Source organism: Microbacterium sp. Nx66 (assembly GCF_904066215.1).
Classification (GTDB): domain Bacteria; phylum Actinomycetota; class Actinomycetes; order Actinomycetales; family Microbacteriaceae; genus Microbacterium; species Microbacterium meiriae.
The window spans coordinates 615,193-631,752 of sequence record NZ_LR880474.1; the positions used below are offsets into that span (position 1 = coordinate 615,193).

General features: G+C 65.9%; 22 protein-coding genes. 9 read left to right on the forward strand and 13 right to left on the reverse strand.

What is annotated here, in order from left to right; genetic code table 11:
* The first annotated feature begins 11 nt into the window (after window positions 1–11).
* The 4 genes from MICNX66_RS02785 (at window position 12) to MICNX66_RS02800 (ending at window position 3,591) form a co-directional block, all read left to right on the forward strand.
* Entirely contained in the window at window positions 12–458 is a 447-nt protein-coding gene (locus tag MICNX66_RS02785; RefSeq protein WP_029266188.1) for a DUF6153 family protein, read from the forward strand.
* Between the two features lie 94 nt (window positions 459–552).
* Entirely contained in the window at window positions 553–1,161 is a 609-nt protein-coding gene (locus MICNX66_RS02790; RefSeq protein WP_029266186.1) for a DUF305 domain-containing protein, read from the forward strand.
* Between the two features lie 184 nt (window positions 1,162–1,345).
* Entirely contained in the window at window positions 1,346–2,146 is an 801-nt protein-coding gene (locus tag MICNX66_RS02795; RefSeq protein WP_232089174.1) for a F510_1955 family glycosylhydrolase, read from the forward strand.
* A gap of 1,004 nt (window positions 2,147–3,150) precedes the next feature.
* Window positions 3,151–3,591 (forward strand): VOC family protein, encoded by a 441-nt coding sequence (locus MICNX66_RS02800; RefSeq protein WP_036331298.1) that lies wholly within the window; start codon window positions 3,151–3,153, stop codon window positions 3,589–3,591.
* Here the strand turns inward: MICNX66_RS02800 and lspA are convergent, their stop codons facing one another.
* The 3 genes from lspA to MICNX66_RS02815 form a co-directional block, all read right to left on the reverse strand.
* Window positions 3,592–4,110 carry a signal peptidase II gene (gene lspA / locus MICNX66_RS02805; protein WP_081859717.1) on the reverse strand — a complete coding sequence of 173 codons (519 nt, stop codon included), beginning with the start codon at window positions 4,108–4,110 and terminating at the stop codon, window positions 3,592–3,594.
* A gap of 109 nt (window positions 4,111–4,219) precedes the next feature.
* Window positions 4,220–4,843: a hypothetical protein gene (locus MICNX66_RS02810; RefSeq protein WP_051667916.1), complete on the reverse strand. Its 624-nt coding sequence runs from the start codon at window positions 4,841–4,843 to the stop codon at window positions 4,220–4,222.
* Window positions 4,844–4,855: 12 nt separating this feature from the next.
* On the reverse strand, window positions 4,856–6,724 hold the full coding sequence (locus MICNX66_RS02815; protein WP_036331343.1) for an alkyl/aryl-sulfatase: 1,869 nt from the start codon (window positions 6,722–6,724) through the stop codon (window positions 4,856–4,858).
* Window positions 6,725–6,990: 266 nt separating this feature from the next.
* Here MICNX66_RS02815 and MICNX66_RS02820 point away from each other — a divergent pair, with 266 nt between their 5' ends.
* The 3 genes from MICNX66_RS02820 to MICNX66_RS02830 all read left to right on the forward strand — a co-directional run bounded on the left by MICNX66_RS02820 (window position 6,991) and on the right by MICNX66_RS02830 (window position 8,859).
* The gene (locus MICNX66_RS02820; RefSeq protein ID WP_029266173.1) at window positions 6,991–7,632 is read left to right on the forward strand and encodes a uracil-DNA glycosylase; all 642 of its coding nucleotides are present in this window, start codon (window positions 6,991–6,993) and stop codon (window positions 7,630–7,632) included.
* Between the two features lie 148 nt (window positions 7,633–7,780).
* Complete coding sequence (locus MICNX66_RS02825; RefSeq protein ID WP_029266170.1) at window positions 7,781–8,269, forward strand: hypothetical protein; 489 nt, start codon at window positions 7,781–7,783, stop codon at window positions 8,267–8,269.
* Window positions 8,270–8,457: 188 nt separating this feature from the next.
* The gene (locus MICNX66_RS02830; RefSeq protein ID WP_197971866.1) at window positions 8,458–8,859 is read left to right on the forward strand and encodes a DUF3224 domain-containing protein; all 402 of its coding nucleotides are present in this window, start codon (window positions 8,458–8,460) and stop codon (window positions 8,857–8,859) included.
* 59 nt (window positions 8,860–8,918) lie between these two features.
* On the opposite strand, the gene MICNX66_RS02835 is transcribed toward MICNX66_RS02830, so the two are convergent.
* The 5 genes from MICNX66_RS02835 to MICNX66_RS02855 form a co-directional block, all read right to left on the reverse strand.
* Window positions 8,919–10,031: a hypothetical protein gene (locus MICNX66_RS02835; protein ID WP_183151868.1), complete on the reverse strand. Its 1,113-nt coding sequence runs from the start codon at window positions 10,029–10,031 to the stop codon at window positions 8,919–8,921.
* An 8-nt stretch (window positions 10,032–10,039) separates the two neighbouring features.
* Window positions 10,040–10,645 carry a GIY-YIG nuclease family protein gene (locus MICNX66_RS02840; RefSeq protein ID WP_029266166.1) on the reverse strand — a complete coding sequence of 202 codons (606 nt, stop codon included), beginning with the start codon at window positions 10,643–10,645 and terminating at the stop codon, window positions 10,040–10,042.
* The gene (locus MICNX66_RS02845) at window positions 10,642–10,839 is read right to left on the reverse strand and encodes a hypothetical protein (protein WP_071327683.1); all 198 of its coding nucleotides are present in this window, start codon (window positions 10,837–10,839) and stop codon (window positions 10,642–10,644) included. Before MICNX66_RS02845 ends, MICNX66_RS02840 begins: the two co-directional genes overlap by 4 nt.
* A gap of 79 nt (window positions 10,840–10,918) precedes the next feature.
* The gene (locus tag MICNX66_RS02850; protein WP_029266162.1) at window positions 10,919–11,569 is read right to left on the reverse strand and encodes a hypothetical protein; all 651 of its coding nucleotides are present in this window, start codon (window positions 11,567–11,569) and stop codon (window positions 10,919–10,921) included.
* Window positions 11,566–11,811, reverse strand: a complete 246-nt coding sequence (locus MICNX66_RS02855) for a hypothetical protein (RefSeq protein ID WP_029266161.1) — start codon at window positions 11,809–11,811, stop codon at window positions 11,566–11,568. Before MICNX66_RS02855 ends, MICNX66_RS02850 begins: the two co-directional genes overlap by 4 nt.
* A 150-nt stretch (window positions 11,812–11,961) precedes the next feature.
* On the opposite strand from MICNX66_RS02855, the gene MICNX66_RS02860 reads away from it, so the two are divergent.
* Window positions 11,962–12,309: a histone-like nucleoid-structuring protein Lsr2 gene (locus MICNX66_RS02860; RefSeq protein WP_029266159.1), complete on the forward strand. Its 348-nt coding sequence runs from the start codon at window positions 11,962–11,964 to the stop codon at window positions 12,307–12,309.
* A 413-nt stretch (window positions 12,310–12,722) separates the two neighbouring features.
* Here the strand turns inward: MICNX66_RS02860 and MICNX66_RS02865 are convergent, their stop codons facing one another.
* Complete coding sequence (locus tag MICNX66_RS02865; RefSeq protein WP_029266155.1) at window positions 12,723–13,004, reverse strand: hypothetical protein; 282 nt, start codon at window positions 13,002–13,004, stop codon at window positions 12,723–12,725.
* Between the two features lie 29 nt (window positions 13,005–13,033).
* On the opposite strand from MICNX66_RS02865, the gene MICNX66_RS02870 reads away from it, so the two are divergent.
* A complete protein-coding gene (locus MICNX66_RS02870) occupies window positions 13,034–13,177 on the forward strand; it encodes a hypothetical protein (protein ID WP_156040315.1) in 144 nt (47 codons plus the stop codon).
* A 5-nt stretch (window positions 13,178–13,182) separates the two neighbouring features.
* Here the strand turns inward: MICNX66_RS02870 and MICNX66_RS02875 are convergent, their stop codons facing one another.
* From MICNX66_RS02875 to MICNX66_RS02890, 4 genes are all read right to left on the reverse strand, one after another.
* Window positions 13,183–13,482, reverse strand: a complete 300-nt coding sequence (locus MICNX66_RS02875) for a hypothetical protein (protein ID WP_029266153.1) — start codon at window positions 13,480–13,482, stop codon at window positions 13,183–13,185.
* 20 nt (window positions 13,483–13,502) lie between these two features.
* Window positions 13,503–13,847 carry a hypothetical protein gene (locus tag MICNX66_RS02880; RefSeq protein ID WP_143049226.1) on the reverse strand — a complete coding sequence of 115 codons (345 nt, stop codon included), beginning with the start codon at window positions 13,845–13,847 and terminating at the stop codon, window positions 13,503–13,505.
* Between the two features lie 362 nt (window positions 13,848–14,209).
* Entirely contained in the window at window positions 14,210–14,815 is a 606-nt protein-coding gene (locus MICNX66_RS02885; RefSeq protein ID WP_143049225.1) for a hypothetical protein, read from the reverse strand.
* 676 nt (window positions 14,816–15,491) lie between these two features.
* Window positions 15,492–16,358, reverse strand: a complete 867-nt coding sequence (locus MICNX66_RS02890) for a metallophosphoesterase family protein (protein ID WP_051667912.1) — start codon at window positions 16,356–16,358, stop codon at window positions 15,492–15,494.
* Window positions 16,359–16,560: the final 202 nt, after the last annotated feature.

The following is a 16,560-nucleotide window of genomic DNA, read 5'->3' on the forward strand; positions in this document are numbered from 1 at the left end:
AAGGATCGAGGATGCAGGTGACGGTTCGCGCCACAAGCCCGCAGTTGTCGCTGCGCACCCTGCTGATGCTCGGCACCGCGGCCGTCCTGATCATCGTCGGCCTCCTGGGCATGCACACCTTCACCGCGGAACCTGCCGGGCACGGCTCCTCGGGCGTCGCCCATTCCGCATCGACAGTCGCTCACGTTCCGGACGCCACGGCGAGCCTCGACGACGGTGGTGCCGCTGCCTGCGACGGGCCGTGCCACGTGACCACCGGACAAGGGCAGGGTCACGACGACATGGTCACCGCCTGCGTACTCGCGTTGCTGGCCGGCCTTCTGCTCCTCGTCCCACCGACGTTTGCCCGACGCTCCGGCATCTCCCTTCGCGAGGTGACCAGCTGGTTGCGGTGGGAAGCGACCGATGCCCTCCCTCGTGGCCCCTCGTTGACGGTTCTTTCGATCAGTCGAACTTGAGTATTCGCACGCCGACCCAACTGTGGGCGGCCCTGCGGCGCCCGTTGGCGCCGCCGCTTCAGCGAACTCTCATACGACTTACGAAGGAACGACCATGAACAAGAAGATCCCCCTCGCACTCAGCACCGGCGCTCTCACCCTCGCCCTGGTACTGACCGGCTGCGCCGACACCGGCACCGCGCCGTCCGGTACCAGCAGCTCACCGTCCGCGTCGACGTCCTCGTCGGCCTCAACCGAGGCTGACGAGATGTTCGTCACGATGATGATCCCTCATCATGAGCAGGCCATCGAGATGTCGGACATTCTGCTGGCCAAGGACGGCGCGGACCCGCGGGTGGTCGAGCTCGCCGAACAGATCAAGGCGGCGCAGGGCCCGGAGATCGACAAGATGCTCGGGTGGCTCGAGGACTGGGGTGTGGAGTACGACCCCGATTCGATGGGCGGCATGGACCACGGCTCCATGGGCGGCGACGACAGCATGATGTCCGAAGAGGACATGACCATGTTGGAAGACGCCGACGCGACCGAGGCCAGCCGTTTGTTCCTCGAGCAGATGATCGTGCACCACGAAGGCGCCGTCGACATGGCACAGACGGCGCTTGACGACGCGCAGAACCCGGACGTCCTCGAGCTCGCGCAACAGGTGATCGATGACCAGACGGCGGAGATCGCCACGATGAAGGACCTCCTCGGAGAACTGTAGAACCACGCGGGGCGGGCCGATTCCCGAACGACCCGCCCTGCGTTTCCCGCGCGATCGCCCCGCGCGAAGACCGACCCCGCGGCGCGCTCCCTGCTGCCCGCGTCACAAGCCTGGCCACCCTCCTGGCCGCTACCCGGAAACCATCATGAAACGATCATTTCTTCTCGCCGCCGCAACCATCCCCGTGCTGACGCTCGTCATTACGGGCTGTACTGCCGCGCAGTCCGACGAGCCCGATGCGACACCCCGCATCGACCACATCCACGGCATCGCCGAAGACCCCCGCGGTGACGATCTGCTCGTCGCCACGCACAACGGCATCTTCACCGTCACACCGGACGGGAACGTCTCCGGACCCGTCGGCGGCCATGACTTCGATGCCATGGGATTCACTGTCACCGGCGACACCCTGTTCGCCTCCGGACACCCCGGAGAGCAAACCCCGGCCGAGCTGGGATCCCCGAACCTCGGCATCATCCGTAGCGATGACTATGGCCTCAACTGGTCGCCCATCGCCCTGAACGGAACAACCGACTTCCACGTCCTCACCGCCAGCCCCGACGGAACCCTGTACGGCATCGCTTCCAGCCAAATCGACCTGCTCTCCAGCACCGACAACGGAACGAACTGGACCACCCATGCCCCTCTAGCGGCAGCCGACCTCGCCGCCACAGAGTCCGGGCTCTATGCCGCCACCGAAGAAGGACTGCTCGTCAGCACCGACGGTGGCGACACCTTCACCCCCGTCCCCGAATCACCCCTGCTCTACGCCCTCGTAGCACGCACAGACGGCACACTCGTCGGCGCCGGCACCGACGGGGTCCTCTGGGCCCAAGATCAGAACGGGACGTGGCAGCAGCTGGGGCCACTCGACGGAGCCGTTCAAGCCCTCAGCACCATCGATGACCGCATCATCCTCGTCGATGACCGAGGCATCGTTGGTGTCACTGTCGACGGCTTCACCGTCCTCAGCCCGGCCCGGTAACCGCAGCCCACTCACGAATCCACCATGAACGAACACAAGAATCCGTTCCGGAACTTCGTCTTCTTCATCACCGCGGCAACGATCGCCGTCGTCCTCCTCGCCTTCGCCACCTACCTCGCGATTGGAGCGATCCTCTGATGTCGCCGGACGCACGATTCGATCCGCTCCGCCTGTCCGCGCTCAGCCATCGTTCCGCACCGAGCAGGCCGCCACCTCGCCCGTCGCGTGCGTACCGACTGCACCGCCGACTTGTGCGGTTAGGGATTGTGCTCCTGGCAGCCGGACCCGCGCTCGTCCTGATCCATCTGAGCACCGATACACAATACGGAAGCCACAATGGCACTTGGTGGACGTACACGGTGGCGAGCTACGACGTCGCCATCATCACCACGATCATCGGGGTAGCACTGGTCTGGCGATCGCCGCCGGCCTCCGATGAACGGCGTGAATGACTGGCCGAATCGCGGCGTCAAGAGACAGGGACATCCCAACGTCTCATGACCTTGTCGATCTCGACGAGGCCGGCGAAGCGGGCAACGTCGCGTCCACCCATGACGCGGTTCCGAGCGAGCTTCGCCGGGAACTGCTTCAGGGGAGGGATCTCGGTCTCGTGTTGCGGCGAGGGTCTGGCGTTGAGCCTGGACGGTCGCCGCTAGCGCACGCCGGAACGGAGCCACTGATCGTGTAGCAGTTGGCTCATCGCCACGCGTGGTGTCAGGTCACCGTGTCGAGCTCCACGCCGTAGTCATCGGCGTTCTGCGTTATCGGCACGAATATCGAATCATCCCCGGCGTACTCAGCGAGCTCCGGCGGGCAATCGAGATCGCCGATCGAGAGCGCACGTTCAGGTGGCAAGAGATGGGCTTGTTCGAAGCCCTTGCCCGAGGGTCGACGATTCGGTAGCCGTCAGCGAGACTGGCGGAGATCGAGGCCGAGGGCAGACTCGGACCGCAGATCATCGGCCCCTCGATTGCGGGGCATCCAGCTCAAGAAGGGCGGTATCCATGACCGACGCATCCACTCCCCCAAGCGACACCGTCAACGATCTGACCAACCCACCCGTGCCGCCGGGAGCCTTGTTGCTGGAGCTCGTGCCGGTTCCGGTCACCGACATCGAACGAGCAAAGACCTTCTACCGAGACCAGCTCGGCTTTCGGCTCGACGTCGACATCAACCCAGAGCCCGGCGTCCGCATCGTCCAGCTCACGCCACCGGGTTCGGCATGCTCGATCACCCTGGCCGAGGGCCTGCCCACGCTCGACATGCCTCCGGGGACCCTGCGAGGGCTGCACCTGGTGGTCGCCGACATCGAGGCATCTCGTGCCGAACTGGTCGAGCGCGGCGTCGAGATCAGCGAGGTCGAGGACCTCGGCGGAGTGTTCTACGCCTTCTTCGCCGACCCCGACGGCAACACCTGGTGCCTGCAGCACATGCCCTGGCGATAGCTACGACGCCGGCGAGGGCGCCGGGGTCGGTTTGATGCGGCGGGTCGGCACACGCAGGAGGACGAGCGCGACAAGGTAGATGCCGCCGACGACGATCGCGATGTCGGCGACGTTGCCGATGAACAGATCGAAGTAGCCGATGAAGTCGATGACGCCACCGCGTGCCAGGCGGTCAGCGGCATGACTGATCGCACCGCCGAGGACCAGGCCCAGCCCGATTGCCCACCAGAGCGATCCCACCCGCCACAGGTAGACCGTGATGGCGACCGCGGCGGCAGCGGCGAGGAGTCCGAGCAGCCAGGTGAAGTCGGTGCCGAGGGAGAACGCGGCGCCACGGTTGACGGTGAGTTGGAACTCGAGAACCGGTGGCAGGACGTCCTTCGATTCTCCGCCCGAGAGCGCAGAGGCGGCCCAGATCTTGGTCCATTGGTCGACGGCGACGACGACCGCTGCGATGGCCAGCCCGGCGAGGAAGGACCAGCGCACTCCCGAGCGTCGGTTCGTGGTCGGTGACGTCACTGTGCAGTTCCCTCTTCGTGCGATAGCTCGTGCCGGGCCGGTTTTCGGTTACCGGCTTCACCAGACTATTCGCTGGGCTATGGCCGAGAGGTCAGGGCTTCGACGCCAGTCACACTTTCACGGGGAACGTCGCCAAGATGACCACACCGATGACAGCGAGAGTCAGGCCCAGAATGAAGAAGGTGCGCCGGCGCCATTCGGCGCGCTGGTTCTGGGACAGCGCCGCGAAGAACAGCACGAGCGCGAAGAGCACGGTGAGCAGAGCGTAGTTGTCTCCGCGCTGGTTGTTCACGAGTGCTTCGTCGAACTTGGCGTCCGCGCGCGCGTGCAGGTCTTCCGCTTCCTCGGTCCCCGGCGGAATGTACTCCTCCCTGGCGAGGGGCCCCTGGGATACGCGCCCCTCCGCCGTCCAGGCGTCGAACGCGATCCGGAACTCGTCCGTGAAGCGTTCCTCGATGAAGGTGACGAGTTCCTGGTCGTCGTCTGCGGTGGCGAGCACCCATTCGGTGTAGATGGTCAGATCGTATTGGCGCGCCGCTTGGGCCCTGCTTTCGGCGGAGGCGGCCTGGACACGTGCGCTGGACGCTTGGCTGAAGGCGATAGACATCTCACCGCCCCATTTCGACGCCTCGAATCCGCACCATGCGGTGATGACCGCGGTTATGGACAGCAGCACCACCGTGGCCACCTCCAACCACCGGCCGGGATGAGTGACTTTCTCGGTGGCGTCCATGCGCGCCGTCTTTTAGGGCAGCACGATCTCGAATGCCGGGTCTCCGGGGGTCAGTACGCCGAGCAACTGCTTCAGGACGCCGAGGTCGCCGCGCACGTCCAGGCCCTCGGCGTCGAGGTCTCCGCCGGCGAGGCGGATGAGCCGCTCCTTGGTGAGGGTGAGATGCAGTGCGGCATCTGTGGCGGGTTCGCGCTCGACGTAGACGAGCACGCCGTTGCGGAGCGTGACGTGGAACGAGCGGTCGAGATCACTGAGTGTGATGTCGAATCCGAGGTCGAGGTCCCAGGCGCGCGGGCCGTCGACGGTGATCGCGACGGCATCGAACAGCTGTTCCGGGGTGAGCTGCGCTCGGATGGCTGGGGCGTTGGTCACGGTCGGGGTACCGAAGTTTCCCTCGCGCAGTTCGGTCGCCCCGGAGAGGAAGAAGTTGCGCCAGGTGCCGTTCTCAGCGCCGTAGCCGAGCTGCTCGAGGGTGTCGGCGTAGAGCGCCTTCGCTTCCGCATTGTTCTCCTCGGTGAAGACCGCGTGGTCGAGCAGTGTGGCCGCCCAGCGGAAGTCTCCCGAGTCGAAGGCGGCGCGGGCGAGCTCGAGGACCCGGTCGATGCCTCCGATCGCGTCGACGTAGCGCTTCGCCTGCTCCTTCGGCGCGTGCGGCCAGAGCCGAGCCGGGTTCCCGTCGAACCAGCCCATGTACCGCTGGTAGATGGCCTTTACGTTGTGGCTGACCGAGCCGTAGTAGCCGCGGGCGTGCCAGGCGTTCTCGAGCGCGGGCGGCAGCTGGATCGCCTCGGCGATCTCGGCGCCCTGCATGCCCTGGTTCAGCATCCGCAGCGTCTGGTCGTGCAGGTACCCGTACAGGTCCCGCTGCAGACCGAGGAACTCACGGATCTCCGCGTTGCCCCAGGTCGGCCAGTGGTGCGAGGTGAACACGACTTCGGCGTCGTCGCCGTAACGCTCGATGGCCTCGGTGAGGTACTGCGACCACACGTGCGGATCCCGCACGACCGCGCCCCGCAGGGTGAGCAGGTTGTGCAGCGTGTGCGTGGCGTTCTCCGCCATGCACAGCGCCCGGTACTTCGGGAAGTAGAAGTGCATCTCGCTGGGCGCCTCGGTGCCCGGCGCCATCTGGAATTCGATCTCCAGCCCGTCGACGGTGTGGGTCTGCCCCGTCTCGGTGATCTCCAGCGTCGGCGCGAGCAGGGTCGCCTCCCCGGTCGACGTCGTCTGTCCGAGACCGGCGCCGACTGCCCCCTGCGGGCCGCGTGCGAGTGCCGCGCCGTACATGTACCCGGCGCGCCGGCCCATCGCGGTGCCCGCGTAGACGTTCTCTGCCACCGCGTGCTCGACCATGCCCGCGGGGACGATGATCTCGACCCCCGCGTCGACGTCGGCCTGTGAGACGATGCCCTGCACGCCGCCGAAGTGGTCGATGTGAGAGTGGGTGTGGATGACAGCGGTGATCTTGCGGTCACCGCGGTGACGCCGGTAGAGCGCCATCGCCGCGGCTGCGGTCTCCTTCGAGATCAGCGGGTCGATCACGATCACGCCGGTGTCGCCCTCGACGAATGACATCACCGACAGGTCGAGCCCGCGGATCTGGTACAGGCCGGGCACGACCTCGAACAGGCCGTGCTTGGCGACCAGCGTGCTCTGGCGCCACAGGCTCGGGTTCACCGTCTCCGGAGCATCACCCTGCAAGAAGTCATAGGTGGACGCGTCCCAGATGATATCGCCGGCGGCGTTGCGGATCGCAGGCTCGTCTAGCGTGCCGATGAATCCTCGCTCGGCCGCCGCGAGATCCCGCTCATCGTCGAACGGGAGCCGTGCCTGCAGCTCTGCCTGCTGTTGCCGGATGGTCTCTGATGCGTCGCGCTGACCCATGATGGTGCTCCCGTCTCCGAAGAACAGTTCACGACGAGTCTTGCGGTCACGAAAGACGGTGACAACCACCTTTCGTCTGAACCTTGTGCCGGCCGCTGTCACGCGGCATCCTGAGGTATCGGATCACCGCGGGCCCCCGCGGGTGTCCGGTTCTGGGGACGAGGCTGGGGAGGCCTCACGCGGGATGCCTCATGGGTGGCGACTCCCTCGGTCGCACGTGCGGCATCCCGCACACCCGGACGGACGCTGGCTGATACCGTCGGCGCATGCCCCGACGTATGGCGGACCCTGAGTTTCGACAGCAGCAGTGGGACGATCGCTATGCGCTGCACATCGCGCCGGTCAACGAGTACGTCGACGAACTGCGTGAGGTCGGCCGCGGGTGGGCGCCGTACGTCGCGCCCCTTCATGGTGGAGTCGAAGCGCGGGTGCTGAGCATTCTTCGCGATCCAGGGCCCGCGACGCAGGACGGCAAGGGTTCGGGCTTCATCTGCGTCGAGAACAACGACGGCAGCGCCGAGCTTCAGGCGGTCCTGCTCGAGCAAGCAGCGCTATCTCCGTACGAGCTGCTGCCGTGGAATGCGTACCCCTGGTACATCAACCGCGCCCCGAAGGCGGCTGAGCTGGATGCCGGCGTCCAGACGATCCTGCACCTGCTGGAACTCGCGCCGAGGCTGAAGGTCGTGCTACTCCAGGGTGGTGATGCGGATCACGCCTGGCGCCGGTTGCTTAGGCAGTCCCCTGAGATCGAGCGTGAGCGGGGTCTCACCGTCGTTCGGACGTTTCACCCTTCGCCGCAGGCTCTCTTCGTGCGGGATCTCGAGGAGAGAGCTGCACGCGTAAAGCGACGAGCCGACGCGTTCGTCGAGGTGGCAGGTCTGCTCGAGCCCGTGCGATCGACGCCATGACGGGCACGGGGAGCTCGCCACGCGAGCGCTGATGACCGTCCGGTAACGATGGTCATCAGCGCCTTTCGCGTCTCGCACTGAGAACCGAAGGTGTCAGTAGGCGCTGATACGGTCAGCGTCGACATCAACCTGCTCGGAGAGGCATCCCTTGAACATCACAGCACCCAAGCTCGGCGCGACCATCGCACTTCTGGCACTCCTCGGCATCAGCGCCGTGGGGTGCGCATCTCCCGAACCGTCCAGCTCGTCGTCTGGCGGCGAGTCCTCCTCGTCCGAGACCGAGCAGGTCCAGGAGGAGGAAGCTCCGGAGCCGGTGAGTCTGGAGGGCTCCTGGAAGCAGAACAACTCCAACTCCGAGGACGCGTGGCAGGAGGCCACGATCACCGGTGACACGATCGAGGTCCACTGGGTCGCCGACGGCGGTGACACGAAGTCGCTGTACTGGGCCGGCACCGTCGAGGTCCCGGCAGAGGGCGACTCGTTCACCTTCGATTCGGCGAACGACACGTCCAAGACCGAGTCCTCGATCATGGCATCGAGCGACGCGACCAAGACGTTCACGTACGAGAACGACGAGCTCAGCTACGAGGTCACCGCGATGGGCACCACGATGACCGTGCGCCTCAGCCGCGAGTAAGCACTTCGCTCACTAGTCGGCACAGCCCCCACGCTCTCGGAGCGAATGGGGGCTGTTCTGTTGCAGTTGGTGGCTCGTTCCAGGCGAGTCCCGACGGACACATGGTGTCGCGAATCTTCAAGCACGCTGGTTCTCGCGCCCCGTAACGTCGAAGCCATGACAGGAAGAGGACACCGTTGAGCGCGTTGATGGGCGAAGAGATCAGGACCGCGGAGGTCAGTGGCGACATGAGGACGGCAAGAGGAACGTTCGAGGTGTCGCTCGAGCCCGCGGAGCACGATCAGGCGGGCATCCGCCGAATGGTCATCACCAAGACATGGCGGGGTGACCTTGCCGGGCAGGGGGCCGGGACGATGCTCGCAGCTGGCGATCCGGCAACCGGAAAGGCGGGCTATGTCGCCGTGGAAACCGTTGACGGCGAGCTCGACGGGTTGCGCGGAGGCTTCGCGTTCCAGCAGTTCGGAACGATGACGGCACCCGACCAACAGCTGCGCTACGAGATCGTGCCCGGCTCGGGAACCGCGGACCTGGCAGGAATCACCGGAACGCTCGACCTCGAGATCATCGACGGGAACACCGCTACCTGTTGACCTACGCGCTGAGCTGACAGCACGGGTGAAGCGCAAGCGGCTCGCCTGTTGAAGGTGTCTCAGGCCTGACTGAGATTGCTCGCGGCTTCAGTCTGCTGGTCAGGCGCGGCGGCGTCGAAGACGCGCGTTCTGATGACCTGGTCGACGCCGACGAGGCCGGCGAGCTTCACTACATCGCGGCCGCCCATGATGCGGTTCAACATGAACTGCGGCGGGAAGAGGTCCAGCAGCGGGTTCTCACCGTCGAACGACCGCGAGGTCCTGGCGGCGAAGATGCGCGTGGTGTCGAGAGCTCTGAAGCTGTCGATCGAGAGGATGGACGTTCGGGGATCGGGCCAGATCAACCGGTCCAGAGGCTTCGCACCGGTCCAGTGCTGCTTGATGCGCTTCATCACTCCGACCGAGGCGTTCGTCGCGCCGACATACGCCTGGCGGTACTCGTCGAGCACCATGACGTAGAGGCCGGGCACCCCATCCCACTTCGTGAGATCGGTGACCTCGGTCATGCCCGGTTGGCTGGTGATTGCCGCCTGCAGCGCGGCATCGAACTCGGCAGTGTCGAGGGAGGCGAAGTGCGCCATGTTGAGGTCGTAGTTCGCCAGTGCCAGCTCCTGGAGGAACGAGCACCATGCGTCTGTGTAGATGCGGTGGTCGGGGTCCTCGTATCTGTCGTCGATCGCGTCCCAGAGATACGGGTCCTCCTCGCGGTACCAGCGTTGCAGGGAGGAGCGCTTGTTGATCCGGGCGTAGGTCTCGCGCGACATGCGGAGGCCGAGCTCGCGGCTGCCGCGGACCTTGAGTCCGAAGTGCACGGCGCTTTCGACCGGACTGGTGCCTGCTCGGCGACCACGCTGCGACGAGACGGCGACCCCCCAGATCTTCCGGGCTGGTCGCGGATGCCACCGGTGCCAGAAGAGCACGTGACCGGAGTCGACGAGCATCTGCAGGGACGCGTTCGCGTCGGCGCCGATGTCGACGTTGAAGATCCGCGCAGGGTCGAACTCGAGATGCTCGCCCTCGGGGATGATGCTCTGCTGGTTCAGCTCCCACGGATCAGCATCGAGCACTAGGTAGCCGGAGTCAGTCAGCTCTCGTCGCAGCTGTGCAGCGTGCTCGGTCGACGGCGCCCAGACGAGTGTCTCGCGCGGAGTAGCGGTGATCTCGAGTTCCACGATGGCGTTCAGCCCTCGGGGCGCCACGCGGCGGCCTCGGCGGCCATCGCGGCTCGAGCAGCCGAGAGCCGGGGGAGCCTGCCGGGGTTCTTGTCCAAGTTGATCGGTGGTGTGAGGCGCACGATGACGCTGGTCTCGACGTCGCCGAGCGGGACCCGCATGTCCGCTGGCGCCGGCCAGACAGAGAGCTGGAGGCGCGCGTGCATCCACTCGTTGAGGCGTGCGTCGCCGCCGTCGGCAAGGGCGTAGTTCGCGAAGCGCTCCGGCTTCGCGAGGTTGCGCGGGACCGCATGCAGATCGAGGAAGTCGCGCAGGAGGGCGGCGAACGACCGCCGGACCGTGGACCCGCCGGTGCGGGGCTTGGACTTCGGGTTCGTGGCGAAGTGACCGTTCAGGTCGCGCGAGACCAGGCTCTCCTCGGCCTTGCCGACGTACAGGGGATGATCCGGAGCCGGCTCAAGCTGGAGATCCCGCCAGGCCTGCTCGTCGCCGTAGATGGCGTACAGTCCGGGACGGGCGGGGACGAGTTGCGCGGCCTCCATGATCGCCCAGCGCTCTCCGGTGAGCGCGGCGACGGCAGGATTGGTGAGGTCGTGCAGGGAGTCAGCGCTCACGCCGAGGTCCTGCCGAAGTGCGCACGAACCTCGTCGGCCTGCTCGGGGGTCAGCTCCCAGCGCTGGTTCTTCAAGTGGTCGGGGTAGCGCTCGCGCAGATAGCGGCGCACAGTGATGCCGGGCCGATCACCGTCGTTGTGACCGAGTTCGCGGCCGAGCTCGGCGGGGGTGATGACGTCGTGCGATGCGCTCATGAGGTCATCATGCACGATGCCCTCGTTGACCGCATTCCCACGGATTGTCCTCGAAGGTCGGCAGTGTCCCGGGTTGTTCTCAGTGCTGCAGGCCATCTTCTCGCTGAGGTGCGGAGGAGCCAGCAAGACCATACCGATCGAGGTGCACACCGCGAAGCTCGGGGAAGGCATCGGAGACGCGCTTCGGTGGCGCGGGAGTCCGCGGCACCTTCGGGGCGGGGGTGTGCTGAGCCGCACTCTGCAAGCTGGACCGAACCATGTGCGAGGTGAACTGTCGCGGCCGCATCATCAGCCGGCCGTTCCATGCGGGACCGAGATCGATGAGGTGATGGTCGGAGGAGACGATCACGTCCGCGTCGACGGCGGGGTCCTTCGCGAGGGCGAGGATGTTATTGTCCTCGTGATTCCCGATGGCATAGTCGCGGACGACCGGGTCCACGATCGCGCCTCCGGAGTCGTCGCAGGCCTCGGCGACGAACTCGATGTACTTGGCCGTGGTTCGTTCAGACTGCCCGGAGGCGATCATCAGGCGGTGGACGTTCCGCAGGATGTGCGGCGAGGTGAACAAACGCACCTGCTGATCGAACGCGAGCGAGAGAGCGTCGGATGCCGCCGAAGGGGAGGGGAGCTTGTCGGGGAGCAGCATTCCGGTGCCGCTACGGATGTGGTCGAGGTAGACGTTGATGTCGTAGACGACCGCGATCCGAGGGCGCTCCCGCTGGCTGTTCATGAGGTTCCCAAGTCCTCGATGAGCTTGAGCGTTTCCTCGGTCGTGTAGACCTTGCCGCCGCGCTCTTCGAGCATCTCGGCGTGCAGATCGTTCATCTGCTGGACGCGGAGCTTCTTCTTGAACTCCTTCATGGCGACGCGCAGGAATTCGCTGCGGTTGCCGCCGCCGAACGCATCGGCGAGCTCCTGGAGCAAAGGGACGTCCGTCTCTTCGACGGCGAAACTGATCGGTCGTGCAGCCATTCGAGGCCTCCAAGCGTGTTAGTAATGCATTAGTAATGGTACGTCGAGAGGTCGACATCGACAAGAGTGGTCTCGAATCCCGCACGCAGTTCGCGGGATATCGGCCACCATTGCGATTCGGCTTAGATGCTGGCTGATATGTTCGGCGGCATGGCCCGCAAAATCGTGCATCAGCTCGTCGACGACATCGACGGAGAAGTCCTGGAAGTCGGATCCGGCGAGGCGGTGACCTTCTCCCTGAACGGCACCGCGTACGAGATCGATCTGTCCGAGAAGAACGCAGCAGCGTTGCGAGAGGCCTTTGAGCCGTGGATCGCGGCAGCCCGCCGGGTGTCCGCCGGCGGTACTCGCGGAGGCCGTGGGCGCCGGAACTCGCAGGGCGCCGCCAAGCGCGACCTCTCGGCAATCCGCGCGTGGGCGAAGGAGAACGGTCACCAGGTCTCCGACCGCGGCCGCGTCCCCGACGCGGTGCAGCAGGCGTACGACGCCGCGCACTGAGGCCGCCGTGGGAGAGGCGCGCGGGTTCGAGCAGGGGACGAACTGGAAGGCGAAGAACGCCGCGAGTATCCGTCTGCGCGTCGGCGACGGAAAGAAGCACCCGGTTCGTTCCTCTGATGGCGCCCCGCGGCTTACGTCTGAGGAGCAGCGGCGAGCGGACGTCCTGCGTGAGCAGGAGCGTGAACGCATCGCGAAAGAGCGCCAGGCGCGCGCGGGGCGCGCACGTGGGCAACGGCGTGAGGCCGGGCTCGACGCACGCCATGCTGAGCGCGATCACACACCAAAGGGGTGGGTGCCGGCGAACCGGCGAGGGTACGTCGATCCGCTCTCGCAGGCAGCTGATCCACGGCCGACGGCGCCGCTCAAGAAGAAGAAGTTCCGTCGCGGCCGCCGCGAGCTACAGTAGCTGAATCTCAGCGGTACTGACGAGCCTGCGCCGCGAGAATCGCTTCGCGCATCACGTCGCCGAGTTCGGCGACGATGATCTCGATGCCGGCGTCGCGGATGGAAGCCGTCAGCCACGCGCCCGGGCGATGCAGGTAGCTGGCCGCCGCCTCGTCAGCCACGGCGAGGATGAGCCGGGTCGCACCGAGCTTCTGACCGGCCCAGGCGAGTTTGAACGCGTCGGTGGCGAGCTTGCGGGGCTGCGCACCCTTGAGTGCGCCGATACGGGCGTAGGCCTCCACGAGGACCATGCGGTCTGGGGTCGCCCGTCGATCTCCATGTGGGCGTCATCGATCGCGATCCGAGCGGGAGTGAGCGCGACGCCCAGCTGCTCGGCGACGGCCGCGACGATCGCGCGCTCCGCCATGCGCTGCTCCGCCATGCGCTGCTCGGCCGAGTCGGAGGCGTGCGGGGTGGCGGATGACGGACTCATTCCGCGGCCACCAGGTCCGCGCACCCGATGGCGAACTTCGACGTATAGTCGACATGGCCACAGGCACTGCTTTCTGCAGCCTGGAGCTGGTCGCTCGAGACGGGCGCTTTGCCTGCAGCGGCGTGGAGAGCGTTCACTGCTGCGAGCATCTGCTCGCGTTCATAGAGAACCCATCCGAGCTCCGTGTTGCCGTCCTCGAGCTGGACAAATTCCTGGCGCCGATAGCGCGTCTGCTGAGCACGCGTGAGCGTAGTGCGAAGGTATTCGAGGTCTTGAGACCAGGTACGGGCGGTCATGACACCCTCCTTTCGGGTCTCTACGCCAAGCCGAGGCCTAGGGTCTTCGCGAACGACTCGAGCGTCACGGTGAGTCCAGGCGAGCTGAGTTCGATGTCCGCGGTCGGGCTCACCGGCAGGGCGTCTTCGGCGCGCTCCCACAGCGCCGCGGCGCGAGCCTCGGGGAGCTGCGGACGCTGCGCGATGGTGCGGGGGCGGTAGAAGACGCCGTCGACGTCGGGATATGCCTGGTGGATGGCGCGGGCCCACGGCCGGGACAGCGACCGATCGCCAGTGTTGATCTGATCGTTCCCGCCGACGTCCGTGACCCAGGTGCTGTCGATAAGGTCGAGGAGTGTGATCTCGCGGGTGGTCGCGAACAGCACGAACCGAGGCTGCGTGCCCCCGGTCCCTCCCGCTCCGACGCCACCGCGTTCGATGACGCCTCGGTCGCTGAAGCACTCTGATAGGCAAACGAGCAGGAGGCTCTGAACTGCCGTCTCCGGTGGAACCGTGATCTGGGGCGTGACGTAGGTCACGGCGTGGTTCGGATGGTGACCCACGGGATCGGGGTGGTGATCGAATCGGCTCCCCGTGGGCCCGAAGTGGCGGAGCTCGTGCCACCGGGCAGGGTGAGCGCCGCCGGCGTCGTAGATGCGTCCGAAGATCGTGCCGGCCGGCAGCGTACGGACAGCGCTCGGGGGGAGAGGATGCGGGAACTTCGATGCGTCGGGGGCAGGAAGCGCGCTCATCGGATCGAGAACGCCTGCTCGGCCAGCGCCGCGACAGGTTCTGCGGGCTTGCCGGCTGCGAGCCACTGGGCAGGAGTCAGCTCGCCGTCTCCCAGGTCGGGGTGAGCGTGAGTGAGGAAGTACTCCACGGCCACGGGGTTCGCCCCTTCGGGCAGCGCTCGGCTCACCGTTCCCCAGCCCGGGAGCTCACCGTGGTCGGTGAACTGGAACGTCGGGAACCGCAGGCCGCGGCCGGGGCCCGGGATCGCGAAGAGAGTCCCCTCGCCGTGGCGCTGGCGCACTCGGCCTTCGGTCACGTCGAGCAGTTCTGCGACGCGCTTAGTCGGCAGCGCCTCAGCGAGGATGTCCTGCTGGCGGAGGGCCGTGAGCACGCTGGGGCGCTCTTCGACAGGCAGCGCGTTCTCCGGCTCAACGAGCGAGCCGGCTGCGCGCAGTGCGTCCAGCTCAGCCTCCGTCAGCGACGAGTGCCCAGGCTCTTCCTCGAGCCGGAGCGCCTTGTTCACGCCCTGCAGGATGCTGATGAGGTGAGCGCGCCGACCGCTGGAGCCCAGCACGTTCAGCTCGTGCGCGAGCTCCTCGGCCTCGTGGTCCGTGAATTCCACAGGACCGACGATCTTGATGGTGATCTCGCGACCTTCGTCCGACCGAGTCGCCGTGAGGTATGCGCGTCGATCGCTGCGGAGGGGGTGTGCGGTTGCGTTCGACATCATCGGATCCTAACGGTCATTAGCGAGTATAGCTTGCGTAAGCGGCGGGGGGTCACTGTTGATGCAGAACCTCAGCGATCAGGTCGACATCGTCGTAGTCGGCGCGGCCGGGGCAGGCGCCCGTGACCTAGCTATCGACGTCCCGCGTCGATGTGTTCAGAGCGACGTGACCACGTAGCTGCGTGGGCCGGCGTGCGCGCAACGTGAGCTGCCCCGCGAAATAAACAAAGTAAATACGATTCGGCTCATCGAGTTCAGCATCGAGCCGGGTTCATCATCATCCAGGCCGCTGGCGGTCCAATGACACACTTAGCTCCATCGGCGTCCGCTGAGGTCTCATTCCCGTGATTAGAAGGGCAGAGAGGTCAGATTTGTGCCACGCCCGGAGACGAGTTCTGGGCGGATGAGCACAGGGCTCAGCGGAATGCTCCTACGGAGCTGGGGCGCTCGCTAAGCCCCCAGCAACCGGTTCGGGGCAGCGCGATCTGCGCCTCGAAGTGGAGAGCGCATGAGGCCAGTCGCTTCCGGGCTGCTCGCATCATCCCGCGGAGGGTGACGATCCGCCGGTCCATCAGCTGCGAACGACGGCGCCATCGCCTTGATCAGCGCGGTGCTTGTACCGTCGTCTTCCGCCGCGGATCTCGTTGAGTGGAAGTGGGCTGAACGCGAGGCCCGCGAGGTCGAGCACTCCTGCGTTGCAGGCAAACGTGTCCCGATCGAGACTGACCACGGTCCTGCCGTCCTCGCGCTCAAACTTACCGTAAACGTGCATATGGCCGTGCATGTGCAAGCGGGGGAGCGCAGCATCAGATACACGTTGCACACGCTCTCTCTGTGCAGCAGATACGGCCAACGCCTCGGGAGGAAAATCATGCGGATTGTTCGTGAGCAGCCGCTGCACCTCCGGTACCGCGATCGCTGGAGACTCGTGCGTGAGCATAAGGTCGGCCGGGCCGCCGGCAATCGCGGCGGCTTCCATCGGTTCCGTGATGAGTTCATCCTCGAACCAGTCCTTGCCCGCAGTTCGAAACGCCTTGTCGACGCTGGACGCGCCGCCGAGCGATAGCACCTCGCGTCCCGCGATCTGAAAACGGAACGGCCGGGGGATGAGCCACACGACGTCACTGACCCTGATCGCCATACCGGAGGCGCTTTCCTGCGCCGGGGTGATGTGGTTCCACTCTTCGTGGTTGCCAGGCGTGACCAGCACGCGCTCGATGCCTGTGCGCTTCGCCCAATAATCGACCGGGCCAGTCCCGGGCTGAGCATGCTCGAAACCGTAATCTCCGAGTTGAAGGATGGTGCGCAGCGATGGGTCATGCCGACGCATCGCGGGCAGCAGCGTTTGAATCCATCCAGCATTGCCGTGGAGGTCGCCCACGACCCACACGCGCTCATCCGGCAGGTCGAAGCTGTCGGCTGTCTCATGGATCTGCATCCATCCATCATGCCCGTGAGTGCCGACTCGGACATGGCGTCGACAACTCAACGTGGAGAATGCGAAACGGCCGAGATCAGTGGGCGCCGAGCGACCATATTGTGGTCATGTTCTGGCCACCCCTGCTGCCCAGCGAAATGCCGGTGTCCCGTTAGTGACCACGAACCGGCCTGTAAAGGACCAGCTGAAGCCCGTTTTTCGG

What these genes read in the sequence shown, in the direction of transcription:
- MICNX66_RS02785 (WP_029266188.1), top strand. Translation starts at nt 12, where the DNA reads ATGCAGGTGACGGTTCGCGCCACAAGCCCGCAGTTGTCGCTGCGCACC.
- MICNX66_RS02790 (WP_029266186.1), top strand. Translation starts at nt 553, where the DNA reads ATGAACAAGAAGATCCCCCTCGCACTCAGCACCGGCGCTCTCACCCTC.
- MICNX66_RS02800 (WP_036331298.1), top strand. Translation starts at nt 3,151, where the DNA reads ATGACCGACGCATCCACTCCCCCAAGCGACACCGTCAACGATCTGACC.
- MICNX66_RS02810 (WP_051667916.1), bottom strand. Translation starts at nt 4,843, where the DNA reads ATGGACGCCACCGAGAAAGTCACTCATCCCGGCCGGTGGTTGGAGGTG.
- MICNX66_RS02815 (WP_036331343.1), bottom strand. Translation starts at nt 6,724, where the DNA reads ATGGGTCAGCGCGACGCATCAGAGACCATCCGGCAACAGCAGGCAGAG.
- MICNX66_RS02820 (WP_029266173.1), top strand. Translation starts at nt 6,991, where the DNA reads ATGCCCCGACGTATGGCGGACCCTGAGTTTCGACAGCAGCAGTGGGAC.
- MICNX66_RS02830 (WP_197971866.1), top strand. Translation starts at nt 8,458, where the DNA reads ATGGGCGAAGAGATCAGGACCGCGGAGGTCAGTGGCGACATGAGGACG.
- MICNX66_RS02845 (WP_071327683.1), bottom strand. Translation starts at nt 10,839, where the DNA reads ATGAGCGCATCGCACGACGTCATCACCCCCGCCGAGCTCGGCCGCGAA.
- MICNX66_RS02850 (WP_029266162.1), bottom strand. Translation starts at nt 11,569, where the DNA reads ATGAACAGCCAGCGGGAGCGCCCTCGGATCGCGGTCGTCTACGACATC.
- MICNX66_RS02855 (WP_029266161.1), bottom strand. Translation starts at nt 11,811, where the DNA reads ATGGCTGCACGACCGATCAGTTTCGCCGTCGAAGAGACGGACGTCCCT.
- MICNX66_RS02860 (WP_029266159.1), top strand. Translation starts at nt 11,962, where the DNA reads ATGGCCCGCAAAATCGTGCATCAGCTCGTCGACGACATCGACGGAGAA.
- MICNX66_RS02865 (WP_029266155.1), bottom strand. Translation starts at nt 13,004, where the DNA reads ATGGTCCTCGTGGAGGCCTACGCCCGTATCGGCGCACTCAAGGGTGCG.
- MICNX66_RS02875 (WP_029266153.1), bottom strand. Translation starts at nt 13,482, where the DNA reads ATGACCGCCCGTACCTGGTCTCAAGACCTCGAATACCTTCGCACTACG.
- MICNX66_RS02890 (WP_051667912.1), bottom strand. Translation starts at nt 16,358, where the DNA reads ATGCAGATCCATGAGACAGCCGACAGCTTCGACCTGCCGGATGAGCGC.